This is a genomic window from Aeoliella sp. (genome assembly GCF_965227375.1).
Lineage (GTDB): Bacteria > Planctomycetota > Planctomycetia > Pirellulales > Lacipirellulaceae > Aeoliella.
This window is the reverse complement of record NZ_CBDDFX010000002.1, coordinates 2,544,247-2,556,143: the sequence shown is the minus strand read 5'-3', so window position 1 is coordinate 2,556,143 and position 11,897 is coordinate 2,544,247. Positions and strand designations below refer to the sequence as shown.

The following is an 11,897-nucleotide window of genomic DNA, read 5'->3' as shown; positions in this document are numbered from 1 at the left end:
CACCCGCAATGCGCATCGATTCTCATCAGCACTTCTGGCGCTATAGTCCACGCGAGCATGTATGGATGAACGAGCAGATGGGCGCACTGAAGCGCGACTATCTACCCGTCGACCTCGAGCCACTGCTGAAAGAGAGCCGCTTCGACGGCAGCGTGGTTGTACAGGCTCGACAGAATCTCGAAGAAACCGAGTGGCTGCTCGATTTGGCCAACCGATACGAGTTCATTCGAGGTGTCGTAGGCTGGGTCGACCTGCGATCGGAGGAGTTGGAGGGCCAACTCGACAGATTTGCCCCGCACCCAAAGCTCAAGGGCGTACGTCACGTGGTTCACGACGAACCTGATGATCAATTCATGCTCGGCGCCGATTTCCGCCATGGCATTGGGCGGTTGGCCGATTATGGGCTCACTTACGACCTGTTGCTCTTTCCCAAGCACTTGCCAGTTGCCAGCAGGCTGGTCGACGAGTTTCCCGATCAGCCATTCGTCGTGGATCACATCAGCAAGCCGCCGATTGCGCGCGGGGATCTCTCGCCCTGGCGAGAGGATATCCAATCGCTGGCCGAGTTTCCCAACGTCTACTGCAAGCTATCGGGCATGGTGACCGAGGCCGAATGGCAAGCCTGGCAGCCGAGTGACTTTGAGCCGTACCTCGATGTGGTGTTCGAAGCGTTTGGCCCAGAGCGGTTGATGATCGGTTCGGACTGGCCCGTGTGCAAGCTGGCTGGCGAGCATTCGGCCGTGATGGAGATTGTCACCAACTACCTCAAGCGACTCTCGCCCACCGAGCAGGCGGGAGTGCTGGGGAAGAACTGCGCTCGGTTCTACGGTCTCCGTAGTTAATCCAGCGTGACGTGGATCTTCGTTACCTCTCGGGGACTGGCGGCCCACTGTGCAAGGGCGTCGCAGGCGTTGTCGAGGCTCGTGGTGCGGTTGACGATCTCGTCGGCCGGCAGCGTTCCTCCTTGCAGCATCTTGATCACCGCGTCGAAGTCGGCCCGCAGGGCGTTGCGGGAACCGCGGATGTCGAGTTCCTTCATCACGAAGAACTTGGTTTCGTATTCCACCGGGGCCTTCGCGTAACCAACGTAGACCACTCGGCCGGCAAATGCGACCAAGTCCACCGCGGCGCGAAACGTTTGCGGCAGTCCCACCGCTTCGATCACCAAGTGGGGACCATGTCCATCGGTGAGTTCTTGGATGCGCGCGGTGAGGTCTTCGGACTGGGAGTTCACGCACTCGGCTGCGCCACACTTGGTTGCGAGTGCCAGTTTCTCATCGTCGATATCCACGGCGATCACGCGGGCTTGGCGACTCGCCGCCGCGGCGATCACGCCCAGCCCGATGGCGCCGCAGCCAAAGACCAGCACTGTGTCGTTCTCGTTCGCCGCGCCCCGCGCCACGGCGTGGGCGCCGACCGTGAGCGGCTCCACCAGAGCAAGATCGCGATCCGAAAGTCCCGGGGCGGCGATGAGTTTCTCGGCGGGTAGGCAGGCGTACTCGGCCAGGGCTCCGTCGCGCTGCACGCCGAGCGTTTGATTGTGTTGGCAGCAATTCGGACGGCCCGCCTGACAGGCAGTGCATTGACCGCACTCGGTGTAGGGGAACACGAGCACGTGCTGGCCGATGGATAAATCTGCACTCACCCCGTCGCCGAACTCTTCAATGGTGCCGGCCACCTCGTGACCGGGAACGCGCGGATACTGGACCAAGGGGTTTGCGCCGCGATACGTGCTTAGGTCGGTGCCGCAGTAGCCCACCGTGCGGACCTTCAGCAGTACCTCGCCTGGGCCGGGGCGAGGCACGGGGCGCTCGATCAACTGGGCTTCGCCCGGATTGGTGATTTGAAGAACTCTCATGGTGCGGCTCGCACTAGCTAGGCAGGTAAGGGTAGTCGTCGGCGATTAAACCAGTTGTCTTTGCGTCGATCCAGAATTCGTTGGGCACTCGTGTGCGGCCCAACTCAACACAATCAGCGACTCGTTCAGGGCGACTTGTATTGAGTGCCACGGAAGCAACTTGAGGCGGGGAAAGGGCGAACTGCACGCAGGCCGCCGCCGGAACTACCGAATGCTGCTGGCAAAGTTGGAGGAATGACGCTCGCCACGCGAACAGCGGTTGGTCGGCAGGCGCTTCGGGAGAGGGGACGCGATAGTCGAAGAACCGCCCTCCCACCAGGAAGCCGGCGTTGAACACGGCCGAATTAATGATCGAGGTGTTCTGATCGTGAAGCGTGGCGATCCAGTCGAGCAGCTCTTGGGGATGCGTGTAGATGGTCAAGCTGTTAGCCAGCATCACCCAGTCGAGCGACACACGCTGGGCGACCAGTTGCGCGACGCGCCAGTCTTTGGAACCTACGCCCACCGCCCGGACAACACCTTGGTCGCGAAGTTCGAGCAGCGAGTCGTACGCATCGAACAGATTCTCGATGCGTCGCTGGCGGTCTTCGTCGTCGGTGGCTGCAGCCAGGTATTCGTCGGGATCGTGAACCGACACGAGTTGCGGCTGGTACGGCGCGCCGAGCAATTCGAGGCCTTGCTCCCAGCAGTCGAGGATCCCCTGCCCGCTGATCCTCTGTACCGCGTCGTGCTCAATATCGACCCATGCACCCGGTTCGAATGTCGGTTCGGGCGTGGTGAGTGGGGTGCGCACCCAGCCGAGTTTGTTGCTGATCAGCACTTCATCCGGATCGGCATCGAACGCCCGCAGGTTGTTGCCTATTGCCTCCAGGGCGAGTCCTGCACCGTACTTGCCGGCCGAGTCGATCACCGTGGGGCTCTCGCCGCAGGCCAACCACTCTCGAGTGATCGCCAGCTTCTGTTCGACGCTGGGCGCTTCGTACAAGTTGCCCAGCGCACTGGAGCCGAAGATGACGGTTGGCAAATGAAGTTGCATGACTACACACCGGCGCGGCTCGGACTAGCTGTCGAAGGAGCGGCGGAACTCACCGGGGCTCATGCCGTACGCCTGTTGGAAGGCGATGCGCATCTGCTTGACCGAAGCAAAGCCGGTTCGCTTGGCGACGCTCGTGATGCTGGCCTTGGGCTCGTCGGCCAGCAACTGCTTGGCTTTCATCAGCCGTTGACGGCGTATGTACTGATAGGGCGTTTCGCGAAACACATCGCGGAATGCGTACTCGAGCCACCGTCGCGACACGTCCGCATGGGCCGCGAGTTCCTCGATGGTGATTGGTTTGTGGATGTGCTCGTGAAGATGTGCCAGCGCTTTGTGTAATCGCTCATCGGACACGGCGAACGCCGCGGTCGAGTCGCGCGTGACGACTTCGCTTGGCGGGACGATGACTTCGCCCGATGGCAGGTCCTCGCCCTTCATCAACATGTCGAGCATCTCGGCGGCCTTGTAGCCCTCCAAGGCATCGTTGCGGGCGACGCTGGTGAGCGTTGGCGTAACGTGTTCGCAGATCACCTGCTCGTCGTCGACTCCCACCACCGCAATCTGATCTGGCACGCTGATGCCTTGCTCGCGGCAGGCTTCGAGAACCTGACAGGCACGATAGTCGGACACGACGAACACGCCGCACGGTCGGGGAAGGGACTCCAGCCAATTCGAGAGTTGCTCGTGTTGCGCCACCCACGTGGCCCCATCGAAGCGGAAGGTCGGAGTGGCCAGCAGTTTCGAGCAACTGCACCCCTGTTTTTCCAGGCTTTCGCTGAAGCCCCGCCAACGAGTGAGCGAATAGTGAATGGTTTCGAGGCCGAAGAACGCGAACTCCCGAAATCCGCGGGCGAACAGGTGGTCGGCTGCTAGTTCGCCAATCGCGTAGTTATCCACCATGGTTCGTGGAACCGGGGACTCGGCTAGCGCACTGGAGATGTTCACCACCGGCATCGACAGCTTGGCCGCGTACTCCAGTTCCTCAGGGGTGTTCAAAGCCGCCAGCACCCCGTCGCCCGACCAGCCTTCGAGGTCGAGCACCGACAGCAGCAAGGATTCCGGTGCAATCGTCAACGACCACCGCAGCGCGTTCTCAGAAGCAAAGCGAGTAACGCCTTCGATCAATACTTCTTGATGAGAACCACGCGGAAATGCTAGCGCGATCTGTTGGTTGCGATCTGTCACGACAAGTTCTACACCTTGGGTGTTTAATAGCGACTATAGGATACTAGTCACTTGGACTTCATCGGCAATGCCGAACGCATTGTGCAATGTTTGGCAGCCGGTATCAACCAGTAATTCGTAGTGCAGCCTTGTGGTTGCATACGGGGTGACCGATTCCGAAATGTCTCGGTGTGGATATCCCAAACGGCTTTCGCGCCTAGTCCAACAGTCCACCCAATCGCGGCAGCCAAAGCGAAAGCTCCGGCAAGTAAGTGATTAATAGCAGCGCAACGCACATCGCAGCCAGATAAGGAATCAGTGGACGAACAAGTTGCGCGATGGTGGTTTTGCCAACCCCGCATCCGACAAACAGGCAAGTGCCGACAGGCGGGGTGCAGAGCCCAATGCACAGGTTGGTGATCATGATGATACCGAAGTGCACCGGATGGATGCCCAGGCTGGTGACGATCGGCAGCAGGATTGGCGCAAAGATCAGCACTGCAGGCGTCATGTCCATGAACGTTCCGACAATCAGGAGCAAGACGTTGATCAGCAGCAGGAGTGCGATCTTATTATCGGTAAGCGACAACAGTCCCTCGCTCACCATCTGTGGAATGGCCTCGTACGCCAGCATCCAACTGACCGCCTGGCTCGAGGCGATGAGGAAGAAGATCACCGCGGTGGTGACGCCGGAGTCGAGACAAATGCGGGGCAGGGCGGAAGTGGGGATTTCGCGATAAACGAGCACCGCGAGCACGAACGCGTACAGCACCGCAACGGCCGCCGCTTCGGTGGCAGAGAACACGCCAAACAGGATTCCGCCCAGCACGATCGCAATCAACAGCAAACTTGGCAACGCTTGCAGGGTCGCCTCGCCGAGCGGAATGCCGTCGAATTCGCCCTCGTCGACATCGGCCAATTGAAGCTTGGGGGTGATGAGCCGACTCATCGCGGCGATGGCCAAGCCCAACACAATACCCGGCAGCACGCCTGCGAAGAACATGGCGGCGACCGAAACGTTGCCGGCCACCACGGCGTACACGATCATGATGTTGCTGGGCGGGATGATCAGGCCGGTGGTTGCCGAGACCGTGGTGAGCGTCACGCTAAACGGCACCGGGTAGCCCTTGCGCTTCATCTCGGGCAGGATCATTCCTCCCACGCCGGAAACCGCTGCGGTGGCGGAACCGGAAATGGCGCCGAACAGCATGCAGGAGATAGTCGTAACGTAGGTGAGCGAACGGCGCGAGTTACCCATTAGCGCCGTGGCAAATTGCACCAGCCTGCGCGCCATGCCTCCTTCGCCCATTAGCCGGCCAGCCAGGATGAACGAGGGGATGGCCAGCAGCGAAAAGCTGGCCACGCCGTCGGTCATCCGTTGCGCCACGACGCTGCTGGCTGCGTCGCCCACGGCCGACTGCAGCGACAACGCAGCCGCCACTGCCAACGCCACCGCAATCGGTACGTCGATCAGCAGCAGGACGACGAAGGTCAGGACCAGGATGAGTAGTTGAGTATCCACGCTATTTCAATCGCCGTCCTCGGCGGAGTCGACATCAGGTTGCGGGCTCGAGTCGGAGGCCGGCTTCGCGCCGGTGAGCATCTCGAGCAACTCGATCACGGAGATCAGCAGGATGCACGCTCCGGCGATGGGGGGTGCCAGGTACACCACTCCCTTCGGCACGCCCAACGCTGGGGTAAGCTCGCCCGAGGCAAACACTTCGGTGGCTAAACGCGTGCCGCCACCCAGGAGTACCCACACCGCAAACGCGATGATCACCAGCTGCCCGAGTATCTCCACGGGCCGCTGGGCGTCGGAGTGGAGTTGTTGCTTGAAGTAGTCCAGTCCCAAGTGTTCGCGGCGTGCGAAGGCTACCGCGGTGCCCAGCATGGCAAGCCAGGTCATCAAGTACCGCGCCATTTCGACCGTCCACGTGCTGGGGTCGTCGAGTAAAAAGCGAGAGGCCACTTGCCACAGCACGTCGAGCACCAGGGCCACGATCAAAACGATCACCGCCCATTCCAGCACGCGAACGAATGCCTGTTCGACGCTCTTCAAGTGTTGGATCATTGCTCGCCTCCCATGGCCTGAATCTTCTCGATCAGGTCGCCTGTCGAGGTACCTGCGTACGATTTCACCATTTCGGAAGTGCTTTGTCGAAATGGTTCGAGGTCGGGCTGATGGATCGTGACGCCGCGTTCTTTGGCGCCCGCCAGAGCTTCCTGGGTTTTCTCCTTCCACAACTCACGTTCGTACTCCGCGGACTCTTCGGCCGCTTCGGTAAGCCACTGTTGTTGTTGGGGCGTCAGTCGCTGCCACCATCGTTCACTGATAATCAACACGTCGGGCGTGCGCGTGTGCTCGTCGAGCGACAAGTGTTTGCAGACTTCGAAGTGCCGGTTGGTATAGAAGCTGGGTGGGTTGTTCTCCGCTCCGTCGACGACTGCTTGCTGCAACGCCGTGTAGAGTTCGCCGAAGTCAACTGGCGTGGGCGAGCCACCCAGGGCTTCGATCATAGCGATCGAAGTGGGGCTCTCTTGCACACGGATCGACAGCCCCTGCAGGTCTTCGGGCTTCATCACGGGCTGCGAAATGGTGTAAAAACTTCGTGCTCCGGCGTCGTAATAGCAAAGCCCTCGCAGGCCTTTTTCCGCGCCCGCTTCGAGCAGTTCGCGGCCGAGCTGGCTATGAAGAACTCGCCAGAAATGCTCTTCGTCTTCGAACAGGTAAGGAATGCCGAACACTGCCATGTCGGGAACGAAATTCTCCAGCGGCGCTGCAGAGACCTTGGTCATGCCGAGTACGCCACGCTGCACAAGGCTCACGCATTCGGTTTCCGCTCCTAGCTGGCCATTGGGTCGAATCTCGAGGATCATTGTGCCAGAGGATTTCTCGGCCAGACGCTCCTTCATAAACTCCATCGCCAGGTGCACGGGATGAGTTTGATCCAATGAGTGGCCTAACTTCAACTCCACGGTATCGGTGGGAGTGGTCGAGGCGCCCGCGACGAACGAAACCGCTGATACGGCGATCAAGAGGCAAGCAGCACAGCCGACTAGCAGTAGCGAGACAGTCTTGCTCATGGTCACCTGCGGTTATTCACTCCGGCCGCGCTTCAGGAAGAGGATCTCAGTATAGCTACCCTTAGCAGCCGAAGGTAGGTGCACTGGGGATGGCCCGCCATCGGCCGAATGCGCCCCATGTCACGGCCGAACGAGTTGCTCTTGGATGATGAAACGACCTAATGGTTCAACTTGATGTTGGATGCCAGCCGCCACGATTTGTGCGATGCGACGACTGCCCCGCGGCGAAAAGTGCGTTCGGTCGCCGAGCGGCTGAATCCAATGGCTGTGGCTCTCTTCCAGCCGGTTGAATAGCTGGCGGGTTTCGGCGTTCAGGTCGACAAACGCACAATCCGTTTCGAGTGCGACTGCTTTGGCCGCCTCGGCGTACGGGGTGTTGCCTTCCTGAGGATCGATCTGCCCGTCGGGAAGGTATCGCCGCCTAGTCGGAGGGCTCACGAGGATCGGCACGGCACCCGCCTCGCGCGCTTCGCGAACGTACCGCCGTAGGTTCGCGCGATACTCTCCCCCTTCGGCTGGATCGGTATACCGCTCCGGTCCTTTGCCTGGGTTATCGTTGTGGCCGAACTGGATGAATACAAAATCGGGCTCTGTCGCCAGGGCAATGTCCCAGAGGCCTTCGTCGCGGAAGCTCTTCGAGCTTCGCCCACCGCGCGCGTGGTTTAACACTTCGACCCGGTCGTCGAACATCTGGCCGAAGGTGGCTCCCCATCCTTGCGAAGTGTTGTTAGCCTCATAAGTGGCAACGGTCGAGTCTCCGACCAGGAGCACTTTGTGGTTCTGCCGAGGTGACGACCCTGGTAGGTCCGTTGATTCGACGTAGCGTGGAGTTATCGTGGCCGTAACCGCGTGGATCGCCGCGCCGGAGGTTTGCAGCCGTGCAGCTGCCGAGGAAGCAGTGCCACCTTTGAACACCAGGTGCGAGGTACCCATGCCGCGAAATAGCGGAGCGAGGGTGCCGTCTTCTCGAACGACCGAAATCGTGACCTTGCACGCGACGGGTTCGGAGAAGTAGACATGCACTTCGTCGCCCTCCGACTCCACGGCGGCGACCGTTGGCGAGTCGCTGCGCTGGGGATCCCATTGTCCGTCGAACGTCCAAGCGGGGGTGATCTGGTCGGCGGAAGGTGTGCCGGGGGCCGTTTGCAGGTTGTCGGCATGCCACGCGTAGTCGCCTCCTTCGCGGTGGCAGTTGCTGAAGTACTTCCGCTGGTAGACTTCAGGTGCGTAGTACTGTTTCGGCTGACTTACGACCTCTATGGGCTTGTCGGCCATCGACTCATCGAAGCGGCAATCGAGCAGATAAAACTTCGAAGGGTAGTGATTGCGACCGAGCGAAAAATCCTCAGGTCCCGCGAATTCGCAGTTGCGGAGGACGAACTTCATGTCGAGGTCCATGTGTCCGTCCTGCCAGATCGCGGCGCTCCCGTTGGTCGACTCGAAGCGCGAGTCGCTCACGTAGCACCAGCCTCGCGGGCAGACGAAGTCGACCCCACCGCGAAACAGGCAATTGCGGTGGTAGTACATGCCGTAAGAAGTGTTCCACAGCGAGACCGTGTCGCCTCCCTCGCTCAGCACGTGGCAGCTGTCCAGAATGAAACGCTGGGGCTGGCCGTAGATAGCAAACGCGTGCACGTCTGTCTCGGTTTGCGTATTCTCGATGGTCATCTGTTGCACGATGACGTCTTCGCCGAACACGTTGAGCACTGCCGGTCCGAACCGGTCGTAGCGACGATGGTAATCTTCCCGCGGAAAGAAGTACCTGAGCTTGGTTTGATCAGGGCCGCTGCCACGGAGCGTGACGAAACGGTGATCGACGCGAACTCGCTCGTTGTACTGCCCGGGCGCGATGTGGATCACAACGCGGCGATCGTTGCCAACCGGAATCGAGTCGAGCGCCGCCTGGATGGAAGTAAAGTCGCCCGATCCGTCGGCCGCGACGAGCAAATCGGCTGGCTCATTGGCCACGGCGGCGCCGAGTTGGCACAGGACCACGGCGAACGCGGATAACCGGAGCGTGGCGAGAGCGTGATCCATCAACGAAGCGCCTGCAGATGCCGCACAAAGTGGTCACGCAGGACCTCGGTGTAGACTTCCGCATGCGATGCCAGCAGGTCCTTCAACCGCGGGCCGAGATTCGGGTCCGTGACCACGGAGCCAAACGTGCAGTGCAGCACCTGGCGGCCGGGCTGGGTGAATCCTCTACCTGTCGGGACATCGCTCCACCGCTCCAGGTAAACCACTTCGGCATCGGTGTCGCTCAACTGCGAAGTCTCCGGCAACTCGCTCACTTCGGCGGACACGTGATACGTGGCTTTGTCCACGTCGTAACGGGCGCGGGAGAAGTCGATAATCTCGCGGAAGAAACTGGGGTCCTTGTGTGCAGCGACGCGCAAGGCTTCCAGGTAGCTTGTGCCTGCCGTTTTGACGTGGAACCGCCCGCTCGTGGTGCGAGCGAGCAGCGGGTACATAGCGAGTTTGTCGGAACCCGAGTGCAACGACAGCTTGTAGGGGCCCATTCGCTCGGCAATTTCGGCGTGCACACGAAGCGATGCTTCGAGCTGTTGCAAATCGCCCTTGAAGTCGACACCCTTCTCGAAGTCGCCAACGAAACGAGGAGCCAGGCTGATGAGTTTCACGCCTGCCTGACGAAACTGATCGGCGATCAGGTAGTGCTCCGCGGGTGTGGTTGGCTGGGCGGTTTCGTCGACGCTGAGTTCCAACTCGAACGACTTGCCGAGACGCTGCGCTTCGGACTCTACGAACCTGGCAAGCTTCACCGCCGCCTGGATCGACTTGCCGTACTTCACCGCCGCCCGGCTCAGGGTGTCCTGGTTGAAGTCGATGGTGGTCGAATCGAGCTGGATCGTTTGGCCGAGGTAGGAGTCGTACCAAGGGGCGAAGTCGCGGCAAGCCTCGAATCGCTCCGCCAGTTGCGCGGTGTCGTAGTTGTCGGCTTCCTGATCTACGTCGCCCGAGGGATCGAGCGTAAAGAACACGAATCCGGCGGCCATCATGCTGCGGACATCGTCTTCGGTCTTCAGGTGATCGGCGTCGGCGCCCCAAGGGTCGCTGAACGCGTTGGCTTCAAGTGCGCCCACTGCACAGGACATCACTTCGTCCGGAGTGCGATTGGTGCGAGTCATCTCGCGAATCGACTGCTGTGCGAAGATCCCACGGATTGCCCCACCAGCTTCTCTCAAGGACGCAAGGTGCCCTGCGGTGGCGGTTCCGAGTCGATCGCCAAATCCAAAAGTGGGTTCTAATCCAAGCGGTACAGGCGACATGGTGGCCTGTTGGGTAGATGAGTCAGGCATTGATTTCAAGGTGTTAGGAAGTCGGCAAATGCACCATGAAGCAAGTGCTGCACGTCCCGTTGGATGTCGGTCTCACTTACGCGTCGGCCTGTGGCTTCGACATCTGCGTATTTATCCGCCAACACTTTGGCGATGATGCTGCGGCTGTGGTCCCATTTGTAAATCAACTGATCCAGCACCCGGGCATCGGAGTGTTGGGGGACGAACGTGGTGCCAAGCAGCTCCAATCGCATTCGCGTGATCTCTTCGACCAGCGAGGGATTGTTCAAGAACCACCAGCATCCGAAGACCATCAGGTTGCCGAACTTGCGCGCGGCCACGGCCAACTCGTGCTGGTTCTCTCTGGCTAGCATGGTGCAAAGGAAACGATTGTCGGGGAAGTCGCTGCAAAGCTGCACCACCGAGGCGACGTCGGAATTTTCGACCGTGTCGCCGCCGTCTTTCAGCGATGGATTCACTTGCAGGCGGGAGCCGATCATCATGGCCATCGGCAAACCGGCTTCGGCCAAGGTCGGCAGCACTGCTTCGCGAAACACCGTGCTGCCGGGCGAGCGATCTTCGGCGCCGCGGTAACGGAAGCTGGGCGGAAGGCTCACAGCGCAGTAAATGGCGTTCATCCTGCCGATCCAGTCGCGCAGGAAGCGGCGAATCTCGCCGATTGTCTTGTCGTCGAGATCTTGATCGACCTCGTAACCCCACTCGCGAAGCTTGGGACCCGCCGAGTGCCAGTCGCGCAGCAGTGGATCGAATCGCAGCACCGCCTCGAAGCGAGCATCGGCTCCCGCCGAAGGGGTCGCCAGCCAACGTTCGCGCTCGTTGTCGTCGAACACCGCGTTGGTCATGGTGATACGAGACACCCGGGCGGTGTCCATCACGCGGTCGATGTGGCTATCGAGCGATTGCTCGGCGAACCACTTGCGATGGTTGTCCAGATTGCGCTCATTGGGGTCCAGCCCTAGAAGCGACAGCGTCGTTAGCACGCCACGGCAAGCTTCGCTCAGCGGAGTGCGGTCGACGAACAGGTTCTTCCAGATATGGTCCGCCTGCTCCGACTTGCTCATCCGCCAGAACTGTTCGTACGGCAAACGTGTGGCAGGCACGACGCGGTACACTTCGGCCACCAGGTAGTGGTAGGTGAGCAGCTCGTCGATGCCCCACAGGGAAAGCCCCTGAGGATCGACCGAGTCGCTTACCGTCGGAACCGGCGAGCCAAAGCCAGTCGGGTAAAGATGGGTATGCAGATCCCACACCGGTGTGGAGTGCACCGTCGAGTGGACGATGCGCGCCAGTTCGGTTTGGCGATCCGTTGGGGTGTGGCTAGGGTCGACGCGCAGCGAAGTCGAACGCTTCACAGCGTGAGGAGTGTTCGTTGATCCGATTCCAGATTCCATGAATCTGATCCACATGCGTGTGGAGAGAAAAGCGTCTAAGTGTTAAT

Annotated in this window: 10 protein-coding genes; 1 reads left to right on the top strand and 9 read right to left on the bottom strand. The window is 60.5% G+C overall.

What is annotated here, in order from left to right; genetic code table 11:
• Positions 1 to 8: 8 nt before the first annotated feature.
• Positions 9 to 842 carry an amidohydrolase family protein gene (locus tag ACQK2L_RS23055; RefSeq protein ID WP_425399405.1) on the top strand — a complete coding sequence of 278 codons (834 nt, stop codon included), beginning with the start codon at positions 9 to 11 and terminating at the stop codon, positions 840 to 842.
• Here ACQK2L_RS23055 and ACQK2L_RS23050 read toward each other — a convergent pair.
• The 9 genes from ACQK2L_RS23050 to ACQK2L_RS23010 all read right to left on the bottom strand — a co-directional run bounded on the left by ACQK2L_RS23050 (position 839) and on the right by ACQK2L_RS23010 (position 11,811).
• Positions 839 to 1,858: a zinc-binding alcohol dehydrogenase family protein gene (locus tag ACQK2L_RS23050; protein WP_425399404.1), complete on the bottom strand. Its 1,020-nt coding sequence runs from the start codon at positions 1,856 to 1,858 to the stop codon at positions 839 to 841. The two genes, ACQK2L_RS23055 and ACQK2L_RS23050, sit on opposite strands and share 4 nt — an antisense overlap.
• Positions 1,859 to 1,871: 13 nt before the next feature.
• Entirely contained in the window at positions 1,872 to 2,894 is a 1,023-nt protein-coding gene (locus ACQK2L_RS23045; RefSeq protein ID WP_425399403.1) for an aldo/keto reductase, read from the bottom strand.
• 24 nt (positions 2,895 to 2,918) lie between these two features.
• Positions 2,919 to 4,079: a substrate-binding domain-containing protein gene (locus tag ACQK2L_RS23040; RefSeq protein ID WP_425399402.1), complete on the bottom strand. Its 1,161-nt coding sequence runs from the start codon at positions 4,077 to 4,079 to the stop codon at positions 2,919 to 2,921.
• A gap of 196 nt (positions 4,080 to 4,275) precedes the next feature.
• On the bottom strand, positions 4,276 to 5,580 hold the full coding sequence (locus ACQK2L_RS23035; protein ID WP_425399401.1) for a TRAP transporter large permease: 1,305 nt from the start codon (positions 5,578 to 5,580) through the stop codon (positions 4,276 to 4,278).
• A 6-nt stretch (positions 5,581 to 5,586) separates the two neighbouring features.
• The gene (locus ACQK2L_RS23030) at positions 5,587 to 6,129 is read right to left on the bottom strand and encodes a TRAP transporter small permease (protein ID WP_425399400.1); all 543 of its coding nucleotides are present in this window, start codon (positions 6,127 to 6,129) and stop codon (positions 5,587 to 5,589) included.
• Entirely contained in the window at positions 6,126 to 7,142 is a 1,017-nt protein-coding gene (locus ACQK2L_RS23025; RefSeq protein WP_425399399.1) for a TRAP transporter substrate-binding protein, read from the bottom strand. The genes ACQK2L_RS23030 and ACQK2L_RS23025 overlap by 4 nt, the downstream gene beginning before the upstream one ends.
• Positions 7,143 to 7,262: 120 nt before the next feature.
• Positions 7,263 to 9,179 carry a pectinesterase family protein gene (locus ACQK2L_RS23020; protein ID WP_425399398.1) on the bottom strand — a complete coding sequence of 639 codons (1,917 nt, stop codon included), beginning with the start codon at positions 9,177 to 9,179 and terminating at the stop codon, positions 7,263 to 7,265.
• Positions 9,179 to 10,459, bottom strand: a complete 1,281-nt coding sequence (locus tag ACQK2L_RS23015; RefSeq protein WP_425399397.1) for a tagaturonate epimerase family protein — start codon at positions 10,457 to 10,459, stop codon at positions 9,179 to 9,181. Before ACQK2L_RS23015 ends, ACQK2L_RS23020 begins: the two co-directional genes overlap by 1 nt.
• Before the next feature lie 5 nt (positions 10,460 to 10,464).
• On the bottom strand, positions 10,465 to 11,811 hold the full coding sequence (locus ACQK2L_RS23010) for a hypothetical protein (protein WP_425399396.1): 1,347 nt from the start codon (positions 11,809 to 11,811) through the stop codon (positions 10,465 to 10,467).
• Positions 11,812 to 11,897 lie beyond the last annotated feature (86 nt).

Bases quoted from the DNA above. Each gene is read 5' to 3' on its own strand.
- ACQK2L_RS23050 (WP_425399404.1), bottom strand. From the start codon at position 1,858: ATGAGAGTTCTTCAAATCACCAATCCGGGCGAAGCCCAGTTGATCGAG.
- ACQK2L_RS23055 (WP_425399405.1), top strand. From the start codon at position 9: ATGCGCATCGATTCTCATCAGCACTTCTGGCGCTATAGTCCACGCGAG.
- ACQK2L_RS23025 (WP_425399399.1), bottom strand. From the start codon at position 7,142: ATGAGCAAGACTGTCTCGCTACTGCTAGTCGGCTGTGCTGCTTGCCTC.
- ACQK2L_RS23045 (WP_425399403.1), bottom strand. From the start codon at position 2,894: ATGCAACTTCATTTGCCAACCGTCATCTTCGGCTCCAGTGCGCTGGGC.
- ACQK2L_RS23020 (WP_425399398.1), bottom strand. From the start codon at position 9,179: ATGGATCACGCTCTCGCCACGCTCCGGTTATCCGCGTTCGCCGTGGTC.
- ACQK2L_RS23015 (WP_425399397.1), bottom strand. From the start codon at position 10,459: ATGCCTGACTCATCTACCCAACAGGCCACCATGTCGCCTGTACCGCTT.
- ACQK2L_RS23030 (WP_425399400.1), bottom strand. From the start codon at position 6,129: ATGATCCAACACTTGAAGAGCGTCGAACAGGCATTCGTTCGCGTGCTG.